Annotated in this window: 13 protein-coding genes; 7 read left to right on the plus strand and 6 right to left on the minus strand. The window is 38.3% G+C overall.

All coding sequences use genetic code 11. The features are described 5' to 3' along the window. Positions 1–4: 4 nt before the first annotated feature. Complete coding sequence (deoC, locus tag EGI26_RS01560; RefSeq protein ID WP_255075902.1) at positions 5–760, plus strand: deoxyribose-phosphate aldolase; 756 nt, start codon at positions 5–7, stop codon at positions 758–760. A gap of 5 nt (positions 761–765) precedes the next feature. Here the strand turns inward: deoC and EGI26_RS01565 are convergent, their stop codons facing one another. Genes EGI26_RS01565 through EGI26_RS01580 form a run of 4 tightly spaced genes read right to left on the minus strand, consistent with a single transcriptional unit; the run spans position 766 to position 4304 of the window. Then, positions 766–1404: a hypothetical protein gene (locus tag EGI26_RS01565; protein ID WP_255075903.1), complete on the minus strand. Its 639-nt coding sequence runs from the start codon at positions 1402–1404 to the stop codon at positions 766–768. Further along, positions 1401–2660, minus strand: a complete 1260-nt coding sequence (locus tag EGI26_RS01570) for an LVIVD repeat-containing protein (RefSeq protein WP_255075904.1) — start codon at positions 2658–2660, stop codon at positions 1401–1403. Before EGI26_RS01570 ends, EGI26_RS01565 begins: the two co-directional genes overlap by 4 nt. Further along, positions 2657–3859: a serpin family protein gene (locus EGI26_RS01575; RefSeq protein WP_255075905.1), complete on the minus strand. Its 1203-nt coding sequence runs from the start codon at positions 3857–3859 to the stop codon at positions 2657–2659. Before EGI26_RS01575 ends, EGI26_RS01570 begins: the two co-directional genes overlap by 4 nt. A 1-nt stretch (position 3860) precedes the next feature. Beyond that, positions 3861–4304, minus strand: a complete 444-nt coding sequence (locus EGI26_RS01580; RefSeq protein ID WP_255075906.1) for an META domain-containing protein — start codon at positions 4302–4304, stop codon at positions 3861–3863. 209 nt (positions 4305–4513) lie between these two features. On the opposite strand from EGI26_RS01580, the gene EGI26_RS01585 reads away from it, so the two are divergent. From EGI26_RS01585 to EGI26_RS01605, 5 genes are all read left to right on the plus strand, one after another. Then, positions 4514–4759 carry a hypothetical protein gene (locus tag EGI26_RS01585; protein ID WP_255075907.1) on the plus strand — a complete coding sequence of 82 codons (246 nt, stop codon included), beginning with the start codon at positions 4514–4516 and terminating at the stop codon, positions 4757–4759. Then, positions 4756–4947, plus strand: a complete 192-nt coding sequence (locus EGI26_RS01590; RefSeq protein ID WP_255075908.1) for a DUF6132 family protein — start codon at positions 4756–4758, stop codon at positions 4945–4947. Before EGI26_RS01585 ends, EGI26_RS01590 begins: the two co-directional genes overlap by 4 nt. Beyond that, positions 4944–5333, plus strand: a complete 390-nt coding sequence (locus EGI26_RS01595; RefSeq protein ID WP_255075909.1) for a rhodanese-like domain-containing protein — start codon at positions 4944–4946, stop codon at positions 5331–5333. Before EGI26_RS01590 ends, EGI26_RS01595 begins: the two co-directional genes overlap by 4 nt. Next, entirely contained in the window at positions 5333–5557 is a 225-nt protein-coding gene (locus EGI26_RS01600; RefSeq protein ID WP_255075910.1) for a hypothetical protein, read from the plus strand. Before EGI26_RS01595 ends, EGI26_RS01600 begins: the two co-directional genes overlap by 1 nt. Before the next feature lie 179 nt (positions 5558–5736). Then, positions 5737–7230: an alpha-amylase family glycosyl hydrolase gene (locus EGI26_RS01605; protein WP_255075911.1), complete on the plus strand. Its 1494-nt coding sequence runs from the start codon at positions 5737–5739 to the stop codon at positions 7228–7230. Positions 7231–7520: 290 nt separating this feature from the next. On the opposite strand, the gene EGI26_RS01610 is transcribed toward EGI26_RS01605, so the two are convergent. Both EGI26_RS01610 and EGI26_RS01615 read right to left on the minus strand, forming a co-directional pair. Continuing rightward, a complete protein-coding gene (locus EGI26_RS01610) occupies positions 7521–9167 on the minus strand; it encodes a M20/M25/M40 family metallo-hydrolase (protein WP_255075912.1) in 1647 nt (548 codons plus the stop codon). Positions 9168–9180: 13 nt separating this feature from the next. After that, on the minus strand, positions 9181–11493 hold the full coding sequence (locus EGI26_RS01615; RefSeq protein ID WP_255075913.1) for a carbohydrate binding family 9 domain-containing protein: 2313 nt from the start codon (positions 11491–11493) through the stop codon (positions 9181–9183). Positions 11494–11577: 84 nt separating this feature from the next. On the opposite strand from EGI26_RS01615, the gene rnr reads away from it, so the two are divergent. Then, complete coding sequence (gene rnr, locus EGI26_RS01620) at positions 11578–13854, plus strand: ribonuclease R (protein WP_255075914.1); 2277 nt, start codon at positions 11578–11580, stop codon at positions 13852–13854. Positions 13855–13932 lie beyond the last annotated feature (78 nt).

Here is a 13932-nt window from a genome sequence, read left to right on the forward strand (position 1 = left end):
AAACATGTTTACTATCAAGGATATTTCTAAAATGATAGATCACTCGTTGTTGCACCCCACGATGACGGACAAAGACTTAATTGAAGGTTGCCAAATAGCGAAGGAATATGATGTGGCGGCTGTTTGTATAAAACCATATTTTGTAAAAGAGGCCGCAGAAATATTGAAAGGAAGCGGTGTGAAAGTCTGTAGTGTGATTGGATTTCCTCATGGAAATGGCACCATCCAAGCCAAAGTATTTGAGACTAGGCTGGCTTGTAAAGACGGAGCCACAGAAATAGACATGGTAGTAAACGCTGGCAAAGTTTTGGGTGACGATTGGCGATACGTAAAGAAAGAAATCAATGCCATTAACAAAGAATGTGTAAAACACGGAGCGATTTTGAAGGTGATTTTTGAAAACGATTTCCTTACGAAAGACAAATACAAAATCAAACTTTGTAAAATTTGCTCTATAATCGGTGTGGCTTTTATAAAAACTTCCACTGGGTACGGTTATGTAAAACAGCCCAATGGTGATTATAATTACAAAGGAGCTACAGAGTCAGATTTGATATTGATGCGAAAACACACTGACCCAAATGTACAAATTAAAGCAGCCGGCGGTGTAAGAACACTTGATGGATTGCTAAAAGTCAGAGAATTGGGCTGCACAAGACTAGGAGCAACCGCCACGATAACCATCATCGAAGATGCCAAAGCTAGACTTGGCCTAAAAAGCAATGAGGCTCAAAAAAAAGAAGACGTTTCAGGTTATTAGAAAACTCAAAACTCAAATCCTAATTTTACCTGAAAACGTTTTAAGTTCCTGGTTTCTGTACTCGAAATATTGTAAATGTCCGTTGGCTGAATAATTTGAGAGATTTCCATATATTGGTATTTATATCCGAAGTTAATTAACCAAGAAGACCCATTTTTTGTTGGAAACTTAAAACCTACGGTTGGATTGAGCAGAACTCCACCTTTCACGGTTTCAAAACTATTTGCTGCGTTGGCTATGGCAGAACCCACCCCAGCGTCTAAACCTGCTTGTAATTTTGCTCCTTGTTGGTTTTTTTCGTAAAAAACATGTCTAACACCCAATGCTACTGGTACAAGAAGGCTCGATGAGTACAAGTCTAAGCCGGTGGTAAGTCCGACTGTGGTCTTTTTCCGTACCTGAAAACCATTAAATGTTTGCAAACTCAAACTCGCCACGTTTTGAATACTGAATCCGTTTTGGGTAGGAGAAGGCCAATAACTCGAATAGCCTGGGTAGTAGTAATTTGTATTTTTTACTCGCCCAAATAGCACTCCAAATTCCGTCTGGTTTACGAATGGATACTTGAAGAGTTTTTCTTTTTGTCCGAAGGAAGTATTAAATACGAAACTTCCAATGATGCCTAGAATTAATATCTTTTTCATTTTTTTACTTCTATTTTGCTTAAAAGTTTCAAGTTTTTAGGGTCGGTGTTGTCATATTGATACAGGCCGTCTTCGCCCACCATAAGCAAGTGTTTGTCGTCTAATTGGATCACATCAAAGGCATGAATATTTTTGATATGTTGTTGAAGTTTTAGATCTGTGGCCTCTTTGGCATCAAAAGATTTTAAGCCAAATTTGCCTTCACAAACCGTTAGTTTGTTGTTCATTATAGACAATCCATGAGGGTTTTCCATTTGGTATGATTTTATCAAAAACGGTGCAGATAGGTTTTTAACATCTACCACATCGAGCTGATTGGGAGCTGCTCCACACCAGCCTTGGCGTAGAGTTACATAGGCTTTGTCGTTTTCAACCACCACGGGATCGCAAGCCCTAGCGTGTTGGAATATCGACAGTCTTTTTGGAGAAGCAGGGCTCGAATTGTCAAAAATGTGCATACCTGTGTTGGAACCAATGAAAAGCTTGTCTTTGTAAGGGAAGATAGTTTCGATTCCCCAGCCTAGATTTACTTTGCTAATGGAGTCAGGCTTTTGTTCGTTTTTGATGTTAAATACTAAGAGGTCAGACTGTGTGGCGGCATACAAATAATCCTCATAAATAGTAAATCTGGCCATTGAACCTCCTGTCCCTGAACTTGAGGATGTTTGTCCCTTAGTACCAGAATTAAATGCCAAGTCTTCTGCTATGCCGCCTCTAAACACTGGCCAAACATTGCTATTCTGACCGCAGTTTGTCGATACGGTCTCGGTTACGGTCTTAAACTCGTAGTCTGTTATAATCTTTGAATAAGGATCGTAATACCAACTTATTCCATCAATCAAGCCATGATTAAACATGTTTTTCAGACGCCCAACTTCCTTTATGGCCTTCGGATTGGAAATATCCAAAGCCACTAAGTCTGTGTAGCTGTCGGCGTAGAGAATATTATCTCGCACCGCCATATCTATCACGCCAGGTATTTTTAAAAATGAAACTTTTACTGGACTCGACGGACTGGTGTTATCAATAATATGCAAGCCTTTTTTTGTTTCACTTATAATCAGATAATTTTCATAAGCATATATTTTTGAAGGTTTTACCAAGTCTTGGGGACCTTCATTTGTGATACCGTTTTTGAGTTGCTCCTGTCCAATCTGAAATGGCACCGTGGTCCGGTAAGTCCTTGTTTGGTTGCATTCGTCTATACAACTCCAGTTGGCAATGGCCACTGTTAAGAAAAATAGTATTCTTTTCATAGATTTGAAACTTTACCGATAAACATTATCGTATTTGAGGTTTTTTCTGTTATCAAAAATACAAAGGGTTTGTTGCAGATTATTTCAGGGTAAACTGGCAATGAAGTTACCTCAATGCCAATCGTGGTTACCGCAGCCGCTTCAGTACCTTTTTCGTCTACAGCTACAAAAGTATCTTGTTTTACAAATCCCACTTTCAGTTTGCCAGCAGGTTTGGCTATTTTTGACAAATCTGCCTGATCTGTAAATGCTTTCAGCATGCCCATTTGTCCAAGTATTCCATTTAGTTTTTTAGAGTATTCTATTGTGAATTTTGGCAAACCGACCACCACTTTTCTTTTGCTCAATGCACTTTGAGCAGACTGCCAATTTGTTGCATTGAGGTTTTTTACGATACTCTCTACCGTTCCATTTTTAGGTAAAAGGACGGTCATACTGTATTTTTCGCTACCATAAGGCAATTCTACCAGTTGATAATCAGACTGTTCTGAGTATTTAAATTCTGAGGTCTGATTCATCATGTCCACCATTTTAGTGGTATTTGTGCCTTTAAATTCTGTCCTGTGCGTATTTTCAGTCTTAAATTCTCTTGTCCAGTCCCCTTTGAAATACAACGCGTTTATCAAAAACATGACTTGACTTGGTTCTATTTGCTCTATAATCTTCTTTATTTTGGCATTGGTATTATCGCTTGCCCATTGATTTATTTTGTTAACGGTAGTTGGATTAGCAAAATCTTCATTGTATAATCTAGCTTTAAAATGAGTGGTCAGATTGTCCGTAAAATCCTTTTCAGAGCTAAAGTTTTTGTCTTGCCAGATGGAGTTGGCAATGGTGTTAACTACTTTTGGATCTACTTTAGGAAGGTTTTCTATCAATTCCAAATAGGTTTTGTTTATTTCTTCCATACTTTGATTTTCTAAGCCCAAAACTTTTTGAATCTCGGTCTTGGTTTCGGTGTCAGCACCATTCAGAAGCATTCCTAAAGCTATGTGGAGGCTGAGAGGCGAGATGAAATAGTTGTTGTTTATCGATTCATTGTCTTGGAGTTTTTTCCAAAATTCAAATGCAAAATTGGAAGTCTTGGTGGCAAAATCAGCGGAAATATTTACTGATTTTACCTTTGGCGTGGATTGTTCGCAATTACTCATTATAAGTAATATGGCTGTAAGTGAGATGCTTAGAATTATCTTTTTCATATCAATTATTAAGTTTGAATGTCATCTGTTGTTTGGCTGTACTTAAAGTAAGTGTTTCGCTAGAAATATTGAAGTTTGTTGTTTCTGATAACCTTTTAAGATATTCTGCTTCAAAGGCCTCTGCCGACGCATTACCTGCAATTTCTGTCTTGCTAAGGTTACTAATAACTAATTTAGAATTTTCAATTATAAAATCAGCTTGGTAGAAGTTAATGGAGCTTTTTCCACTTAATATTTGACGACCTTTTTCGTTTCTTTCGGCTTTAAATTCTAAAACAACTTCATAATTAATCTTCTGATTATTTTCAAAAGAAACAAGTTTCCATTTCGAATGAATGCTGCTCCTGCTGGCCAATCCTATGGTATAACTATCATCTGGACTGATGGCATCGCCGCTTTTGCAAGCATTTAGCATCAAAAAAAGTATTAAAAGAAAATATCTCATCTTATATTTTTTTTGATTTGAATGGCGAGGTCCAAAGGACACTCGCCATCAAATTATTACCCTTAAACCCCTTATGTTTATAGAGAGTCTGGCAATGATATTTTGGTTGCAATGGGCTAAATATTTTTTCTCAGAATGAACTTTTTGGATTTCAAAAATGATTATATGATTAAATGTTCATATATTTGAATGTTCAATAATAAGAAGCAATGAAAGAAACGATATTGTCAGGTTGGAATTTTATGCGGTGGTTGAGGTTGATTATGGGCATTTACATCATCATCACGAGCATTACCGGTAAAAACTATGTTTTTGCTATAATTGGTGGTTTGTTTGTTTTTCAAGCCATAACCAACACCGGTTGTGCGGCATGTGCCTCTGTGCCTGTTTCGAAACTCGACCAAAAGGATACGGAGACTATTGAATTCGAAGAAATAAAGGCAGAAAAGCAATGAAGAAGTTTTTGATTCCAATTTTAGGAGTTATTTTAGGAGCTACAAGTGGGTATTTGTACTGGCAGCAAATTGGTTGTTCGTCAGGTACTTGCATGATAACCTCCAAGCCGCTCAATTCAACTATTTATGGAGCCGTAATGGGGTATTTGGTTTTTGGATTAATTGAAGATTTAATAAAGAAAAGATGAAAAAAGTTAAAAGTTTATTGTTCGTGTTCCTCATTGGGTTTGGATTGTTCAACTGCTCAGAGGCAAATTCGCAAGTTAAAACCATGGATTTGGATGGGTTTGTTTCCAAAATCAAATCTACTCCTAATGCACAGTTGATTGATGTTAGAACTCCTGGCGAGTGGGCTCAGGGCAAAATAGGTTCCTCAAAATTGATTAGCATAGCAGATCCAAACTTTCTAGAACAAGCTAGCAAACTTGACAAGAGTAAGCCAGTTTTTGTTTATTGTGCCGTAGGAGGTAGAAGTTCTAAGGCTTCTGCTATGTTGCAGCAGGCGGGTTTTACACAAGTCTATAATTTGAGCGGTGCTGGCTATACTGGTTTGGCTGCTAAAGGAGTAAAGTAATGCAAGAAAAATACAGGACACTTCTCGCACCTCTGATGGCTTCAATGACCTTAGGTCTCGCTCCATTTGTGCCTGAGCCACATGTTTTAGGTAAAATAAGGTGGGTTTTGGGAGGAGCCAAAGGTATGCAAATGATGGATTGGGGCGACTTACTGATGCATGGAGCTCCATGGATTTGGTTGATTTATGCTGCGATTAATGTATTTGTTATTAAAAGAAAGTAATATTCAAAGGTTGAATAAAAGATTCGAAAAGGAAGACCGTATTTGGTCTTCTTTTTTGTTTTTAGCTAAAAAATTTGCCTTTTTAGAAGATTCATAACCCGTTTCTTCTTCCGATTTATTTAATGCTATCATAAGTTTTATCTTTGTGTCACCTATGATAATATTTTAAAAAGAAGCATTTGACTAATAACCAACAAGCACAAACTCCGAAGGTTTTTTATGAAATCTTCATTCGTTCTTTCTGTGATTCAAATCATGACGGAAAAGGAGATTTGAAAGGAATCACGTCTAAACTTGATTATCTCCAATTTCTGGGCATTGAAGGAATCTGGATAACGCCTTTCTTCAGGTCAAATTCATATCATAAGTACGATGTGATTGATTATAAGTCCGTCGATCCAGAGTGTGGTACCCTGGGCGACTTTGAAAACTTAGTTAGAGAAGCACACAAGCGGAATATAAAAGTATTGTTGGATTTGGTGATAAATCATACGAGCAGCCAGCATTGGTGGTTTCAAGAAGCCAAAAAGGGTAAAGAAAATCTGTACAGAAACTATTACAATTGGCTTTCACCCGCCCAAATAAAAGCCAAAGGAATAGCCGAACGAGAAGCCACTGCCGACAGTGCTGAGAAACAACCTTGGCATTGGGCAAATAAAGCCGATGATGAAAAATACTACGGCATGTTTTGGAGCGAAATGCCAGACCTGAATATGGACAATCTGAAAGTGAGGGAGGAGGTTTACGAAATTGGTAGATTTTGGTTAGAAAAAGGTGTTGACGGATTCAGGATGGATGCAGCGAAACACATTTATCCTGATTGGGAAGCTCATAAATGTCATGCTTTTTGGCAAGAATTCAGACAAAGAATGGAATCCATAAAATCGGATGTGTATATAGTAGGAGAGGTGTGGACTTCGGCCGAAAAAATTGCTCCGTTTTTTAGAGGTTTGAAGGCGAATTTTAATTTTGATTTGTGTTTTGCGATACAAGATATTGTAAAATTGGGCAAAGATTCTAAAGATATTGTTTCGATGCTGATTTCGAATTACAAACTTTTTTCTGCAGAAAATCCAGAATTTATAGATGCCACTATGCTCAGTAATCATGATCAAAATCGGATTGGAAGTGTGGCTGAAGGAAACAGTGAAAAGCTCAAAATGGCGGCTAATTTACTATTTACTCTGCCCGGAAATCCATATTTATATTATGGAGAAGAAATAGGAATGAAAGGCAAGAAACCCGATGAAAACATCAGAGAAGCATTTATTTGGAACAAACGGTCCGAAGACAATGACCGAACCAACTGGCGAAAACCAGTTTATAACACCGACTCCAAAACCACGCCTCTGAAGTTTCAAATAGAGGATGAGAATTCGCTTTTTAATCATTACCGAAAACTGATTGCCTTGCGAAAATCTATTCCAGCTTTGGCTCAAATTAGTCCTCCGAATCTTCAAAAGGCAAGCATTTCTAATAAAAAAGTAGTATCCTTCATTAGGCCCCATCAGGATGGCTATGTGCTTGTTATTCAGAATATTACGAATGAAAACGTGGAGGTTTTGGTAAAGGAAAAGCTTGCTTGTGTGATTTTTTCTATGAATGATTCAAAATTGTATGGAGGAAAGGTTAAACTAGGAGCTTACGAAATGATAGTTCTACAGCAAGAATAAGAAATGACTGGCAAGCTACATGGATGGTTCGACCTCTTCGAGGTCGTTGTTTGCTAACTCTTCTCTTTAATTTCTAATATAGTCTGACCTCTCTGAGGTCATTACTTTATATAATAATGACCGCAGAGCGGTCAAATTATAATTGGCACAGAAATTAAAATAACAATAATGACCGCAGAGTGGTCAAATTATATTAGAACTAGGAATTAAAATAAGAATAATGACCGCAGAGCGGTCAAATTACGTTAGCCAAAGTACATTAACCGCGAGGACATAACATATCCAAAATGTCACTTCTTCAACCTCAAATAAAAGAAGTCGTCTTTTTTCCATGATACACGTTTTTTGTCTTGTGCTGCCATATAACTGATAAGGAAATTTACTTGGGCATATTTTCTACTTGCCGACCACACAAATCCATTTTCTATTTGGTCTGATGGTTTATGATAATGTGCAGCACGCCATTTTTTTACGTCTTCTGCCAAGTTTTTGTTAGAATTTATGTGTCCAAACTTCACGTGCAAGGCTGGAATTCCCGCCTTCACAAAACTGTATTGATCGCTTCTCACAAAACGCCCTTCGGTTGGTTCAGGGTCAGTTTCTATGCTTAGATTTAGAAGTTTAGCCGCTTTTTTTGTGATATCTTCAAGCGTACTATGCTCAGCTCCAAGCGGAGCTATGGATTCCAATTGGGCCAAAAATGTAGGCATATCGGTGTTTACGTCTACTACGATGTCTTTTTTCGGCACAGTCGGGTTATTTGCAAAATATGCCGAACCTAAAAGCCCCATTTCTTCAGCAGTACACATCAAAAACAACATGCTGCGTTTAGGTTTTATGGTTAATTGGCTGTAGGTTCTGGCTATTTCCAAAGCAGCGGCTACGCCTGAGGCGTTGTCATGAGCTCCGTTATAAATCGAGTCGCCTTCAATAGCTTTTCCTACTCCCAAATGATCCAAATGTGCAGAATGAATGACGTATTCTTTCTTGAGTTTTTTGTCGGTTCCTTCTATTTTTCCGATGACATTATAACTATCAATATCACTGTAAATAGATTCGTAAGAGCCTGTGGCTGTTGTTTTTAAGTTTTGGCTTACATAATTTCCTTTTTCCAAACTTTTCCATATTTCTTCTAGATTCAGGCCATTGGCTTTCATCAAATCTTTCAAAACATCTACTGTGATACTTCCAGCCAATTGCATATTTCCACCCATATAATTGGCCGAAGGGGTTAGTTTTCCATCAGGTTTTATAGACACATTGCTTCCGCCTTGGATAGACAAATTGGCTCCTACTTTAAAACGTGCCGTATTGTTTTCATAATTGCAAAGCAATACGCCAACTGCTCCATGTTTTAATGCGTAATCCTGGTAAGTGCTTGGATATCTGAGGTGTAGTTTCACGTTGGCAGGTACATTGTCAGGTGATTTTTGTAAAACCACACAGATTTTGCCTTTTACGTCAATGTTTTTGTAATCGTTGAAGCCCAGTTCAGGGGCGTCTATGCCCGACCCAACAAATACCAAAGGTGCATTGAAATCTACCTTGGCTTTTTCGGGATTAGCGTAAAACAAATAATCTTCACCAAGGGTTAATTTTTTGGAAGAACCATCACTTTGTGTGAAACTCAAACTGGTCTTTTCTTTTACCAATTTTGAATTTCTCAAGTTTACTTTTTGCGTATAGCCGCCATTTTCTCCGGCAGGCAAAATACCCATACTTTTGTATTCTTTTATGACATAATCCACTGCCATTTGGTAGCCAGGTTTGCCAGGTTTTCTGCCTAAAAGGGCATCGCTTGACAAATAAGCTACATGTGCTTTGATTTTGTTTGTATCAATGTTTTCGGTCAGTTTTAATACCTCTGAAGGGACTTCTTGGGCGGAAATACCGAAAGAAATCAGTAAAAATAAAGTACTTAATTTGTTGATTTTCATTTTGTTTTGAAGTTTAAACATTTAACCAATAAGTCATTTTCAAGATTAAAGCTCGGTTTTTCGGAGTCCATGGTTGTATGCCGAATCTCGGTATTTGCTCAGCAAAATAATTGTCGGTATACACCAAAAATATATCGCTCACAGGTTTAAATCTCCATTGCAAACGGCTGTTGATGTTGGTATTGTTGGTTTGCGAATTGTATTGAAAATACGTACTCAAAAACACCGACTTCGAAAACGACATTTCTGCCTTTGGGCCTATCAACCAGTATTTTACAGAATTATAAGGTTTCTGCATTTTTATGTCTGTATAATATATGTCCATCGCAACTTTTCCGTATGGCTGAATTCTGTAGTTAAAAGTCGATTCTATACCCAAAACTTTGCCCTCATTTATTTTTTCGCTTCTAAAATTATTGCCTCCGTAAATCAAGAAATTCCCAAAGAAATTGAATCTTTTTGGAGAAGTAATTTCCACAAAATAATTCCTTGTCTTGTAAATATCCACTGGTAATGGCACCACGTTTTTGGAAAAATCAGGATTGGGATTGTCGGATGCATTGGTGATGTCAAACGGTGATTGCAGTCGAGTGTAGGCCATATAATAACCCGTTGTCAACTGACCCTCTGAGGGCGTGCTAACATAAAAGAAAACAGGCGATTCGGTATCCAATCGTTTACCATTAAGGTCAAAAACATCACTTCCATCTATTCCGACACCGAAAGAGTTTATTTTTTTTGCAACTTTTGGATTTTTAGGGTTAAAAATAAATGTAACAGGTCGGTATAAATTATAAACTCCAGGTCGAGGAGTATAACCCACCTCGGTATTGTAATCTTTTCCAAGTCGTGCTATGCCAAGATTAATATCAATATGTGGATGATGATAGCCTACGTATTGATTTATCATACTCGCATCTTTCCCTGCACCCGGACTAAAAGATTGGTGGTAGGAAGTCTCGCTTTCGAGTCTGTTATCTGGTGAATAGTAATTGAATTCTAGACCAGCCATGCGGTTATATTTAGCAATGCCATCGGTGCTTGTTTCGGGTAGGTTTTTGAAAATATTCTCTTTGTTGACTACTATAGCACCAATGTAGGACCTTGAAAACACCTTTCTTTGCACTACTCCAACAGAGAAGTTTGTGGCTGGCGAAAATTCATTGTCGGCGTGATTTAGTTTGCCAGTTTGCATATTCATGACACCTATTCTCCAATTTTCATTAAGCTTTCCACTCAATCTTGCACCTCCAAAAATCGGTACTTGTTCTACAAGACCTGTAAATTTATTTCTTGTCAAGCCAATTCTTCTGGAAAAGAACGGACGAGAAGATGGGAAACCAAATGTTCCAAAAAGGTCAGAGTTTTCGATGAAAAACTGTCTTTTTTCGGGGAAAAATAACTCAAAACGACTCAAATTGGTTTGTTGTGCATCAACTTCTACTTGCGAGAAATCTGGATTTACCGTCAGGTCCAAATTGAGTGATGGTGTTATAGCAATTTTGGCATCCATTCCTGCTCCAAGTTTTGTTCTTCCGTCTGGTTTTAGAGCCTCTAAGTTTTCGTTTCTTGGAAAATCCTTTGAGTAATTGGTTGATAAATAAGGGATTAATGAAATGTTGGCACCCGGTTTTGGTGGAGCATCGTCCCAAATCAACAGACCTGTAAAAGCTAGGTTGTTCGGTTTGAAATTTCTTGGAACTGGCGACCAGGTGGCCGATTCATTGGTTTGCATAAAAAACCTCCCGAAGTTTATTCTCCAGCTGTTATTGCCCGACGAAACCTTGTAACGCAGCGTGGTAAAAGGAATAGCAAATTCAACTGTCCAATATTCCTCATAGTTTTTGACTTTCGAAAACCACTTGTTGTCCCACGAAAAATCGGCTTGCGTTCCAAGTGAAATCAGGCCTTCTCGTTGCGAATTGAGCGGTGAAACCGAAAACTGCATGCCGTTTAGTTTATCTTTAAAAGCATCTATAGTCACGGAAAAAACATCACTTGAGCCACTTTCGAAATCTCTTTTTAACGAACTAACCGTATAGGCGTTTTTGGGTTGATAGGCCTTCATGGCCACATAAAGAAACTTGTCATCAAACGTTAGCCTTACCTCAGTTTGGTTTTTAGCAAATGAAGTATCAAATGGGGCATTTTGAAAGAATCCCGTTGCTAAGTCTGCAGATTTCCAAACCTCATCGTCTAGAATACCATCTATTTTTACAGGAAAGGGGGTCTTTTTTATATGAATTTCTTTGTCCTTGTCTTGAGAAAAAACTTGAGAAATATTTAACAGTAGAACGGCTAAAATCAGGACAAGCGAAGAACGCATAAAGTACAATTTATAGGTTTGAATAATGAAATTTTCTACAAATATGGTAGATTTATATTTTTATATGAAATAGATTAGTGATAAATGGCAAAAAGGAAGAAAAGGTCTGCAGTTTTAGACCAAAAGGAACAGATTCACACATTTTTTAAAGAAAATACGGATAGAAATTATACGATGAACGACTTGTATAATTACCTCGATGTGTACGACAGCGAAGAGAAGATTTTCGTGAAGTTAATACTGGAAGATTTGGTGGACGAAGGTAAGATAATGTCGATAGGTGGAAGTAGATTTGTGATAAATAATGAGCCCAAAAGAGAGCATATTACAGGCAAAGTAGATTTCGTAAATCCGAAGTTTGCTTTTATCAGATTTAATGAAAACGAGTCAGATATATTTGTAAATTCTGATGATTTAAATGGTGCTTTGGACGGTGATACCGTTTCTGTAAAAATAATTGGACAACGCAAAAACGGCAAAAATCCTGAAGGTAGGGTAGTGGAGGTGCTTTCGAGAGGAAGAGATGAGGTAGTAGGCAAAATAAAGGTTTTCGCAAATTACGCTCTGGTAAGTCCTGACAATAAGGGTTTTCATGAAAATGTTTTTGTGGCAAAAGACCAAATAAACGGTGCGGAAACCAACGACTTGGTGATAGTAAAAATCCTGAAATTCCCTGAAAACCATGTACAAGCCTCTGGCTCTGTAGTTGAAGTTCTTGGAAAAGCAGGCGACAATGATGCAGAAATGCATGCCATCATGGCGGAATTTGGCTTGCCTATAAAATTTCCTGACGATGTACACAATGAAGCGGAGGCGATTAGTGAAATTATCACTGAAGATGAAATAAAAAAACGCCGAGATTTCCGTCAAACGCTCACATTCACGATAGACCCAGCCGATGCCAAAGACTTTGATGATGCCATCAGTTACAAGGTTTTGGAAAACGGAAATTATGAAATTGGCGTACACATAGCCGATGTTTCGCATTATTTGCAGCTCAATACTAAGCTCGAAGCCGAGGCTTTCAGAAGAGCTACTTCGGTGTATTTGGTGGACAGAACGATTCCGATGTTACCAGAAAAACTATCCAATAACCTTTGTTCGCTCAGACCCAACGAAGACAAATTGGTTTTTTCGGCGGTTTTTGAGATGAATCATGCCGCTCAAGTGGTGGGAGAATGGTTTGGCCGAGCGATCATACATTCTGACAGAAGATTTGCATACGAAGAAGCCCAAGAAGTAATAGAAGATACAGAAAATAAGGAATCAGTTTATGACCCGATTCTGAAAAACCTGAATCGTATGGCTTTGATTTTGAGGAAAGAACGATTCAACAAAGGAGCTTTTAATTTCGAAACCAACGAGACGAAGTTTAATCTGGACGAAAAAGGCCGACCAGTAGGCGTTTATCAAAAAGTACGTAAAGATGCACACAAACTTATAGAAGAATTCATGCTTTTGGCCAACAAACACGTGGCTCAGTTTGTGTATAATATTGCTAAGAAAAAAGACAAAGAGGCCGAAGCTTATACCATGGTGTATAGAGTTCACGAACCGCCAAATCCTACCAAAATGGAGACTTTTGCGAAGTTTGCCAATAAGCTAGGTTTTGTGGTAAAAACGGGTTCTACCGCAGCACTTTCAAAGTCATTGAATGGCTTGATGACCGAAATAGAAGGCTCCCCAGTGCAAAACGTTTTGGAATCTTTGGCTGTAAGAACGATGAGTAAGGCACGCTATTCTACCCAAAATTTGGGGCATTTTGGCTTGGCTTTTGACCATTACAGCCACTTTACTTCGCCAATTAGAAGATATCCTGATGTGATGGCTCACCGAATGCTTCAGCACTATTTGGATGGCGGGAAGTCGCTACCAGAGGATGATTTTGAGGTAAAATGTAAGCACTCGTCAGACCAAGAAAAGTTGGCAGCCGAAGCTGAAAGAGCCTCTATCAAGTACAAACAGGTAGAATACATGAGCTACCAGTCTCGCTCAGATATTTTCAACGGAGTGGTGACAGGCGTGGCTGAGTTTGGGATATTTGTGGAAATAGAAAACACAGGATGCGAGGGCATGGTGCGTTTGGCCGACCTTACCGACGATTTCTACGAATACGATGCCGATAATTTCAGAGTAGTAGGTCGAAGAAAAGGCAAAATTATTGGTTTTGGAAACACCGTAAGAGTAAAAATAAAAGCCACAGACCTAGAAAAACGCTCCATGGACTTGGAGCTGATCTCGGTAGAGGGCAGCAGTTTCAAAATAAAAGATTCAGGCAAAACTTTACCTTTTCCAAAGTCTAAAAAATCAAATCGCTCTTCGGGTGGAAGGGCTGATGGGAAGCGGACCAAGCGGAGGTAATTCTTTTTTGGAACACAGATGACACAGATGACACAGATTTAATAGATTGGCACAGATTTTTTGTTTTATTCATTTGGT

It is taken from the genome of Lacihabitans sp. CCS-44, from assembly GCF_024343735.1.
Classification (GTDB): Bacteria; Bacteroidota; Bacteroidia; order Cytophagales; family Spirosomataceae; genus Leadbetterella.

Excerpts from the sequence above, each read along its gene's own strand:
- deoC (WP_255075902.1), top strand. The coding sequence starts at position 5 with ATGTTTACTATCAAGGATATTTCTAAAATGATAGATCACTCGTTGTTG.
- EGI26_RS01565 (WP_255075903.1), bottom strand. The coding sequence starts at position 1,404 with ATGAAAAAGATATTAATTCTAGGCATCATTGGAAGTTTCGTATTTAAT.
- EGI26_RS01570 (WP_255075904.1), bottom strand. The coding sequence starts at position 2,660 with ATGAAAAGAATACTATTTTTCTTAACAGTGGCCATTGCCAACTGGAGT.
- EGI26_RS01575 (WP_255075905.1), bottom strand. The coding sequence starts at position 3,859 with ATGAAAAAGATAATTCTAAGCATCTCACTTACAGCCATATTACTTATA.
- EGI26_RS01580 (WP_255075906.1), bottom strand. The coding sequence starts at position 4,304 with ATGAGATATTTTCTTTTAATACTTTTTTTGATGCTAAATGCTTGCAAA.
- EGI26_RS01585 (WP_255075907.1), top strand. The coding sequence starts at position 4,514 with ATGAAAGAAACGATATTGTCAGGTTGGAATTTTATGCGGTGGTTGAGG.
- EGI26_RS01590 (WP_255075908.1), top strand. The coding sequence starts at position 4,756 with ATGAAGAAGTTTTTGATTCCAATTTTAGGAGTTATTTTAGGAGCTACA.
- EGI26_RS01595 (WP_255075909.1), top strand. The coding sequence starts at position 4,944 with ATGAAAAAAGTTAAAAGTTTATTGTTCGTGTTCCTCATTGGGTTTGGA.
- EGI26_RS01600 (WP_255075910.1), top strand. The coding sequence starts at position 5,333 with ATGCAAGAAAAATACAGGACACTTCTCGCACCTCTGATGGCTTCAATG.
- EGI26_RS01610 (WP_255075912.1), bottom strand. The coding sequence starts at position 9,167 with ATGAAAATCAACAAATTAAGTACTTTATTTTTACTGATTTCTTTCGGT.
- EGI26_RS01615 (WP_255075913.1), bottom strand. The coding sequence starts at position 11,493 with ATGCGTTCTTCGCTTGTCCTGATTTTAGCCGTTCTACTGTTAAATATT.
- rnr (WP_255075914.1), top strand. The coding sequence starts at position 11,578 with ATGGCAAAAAGGAAGAAAAGGTCTGCAGTTTTAGACCAAAAGGAACAG.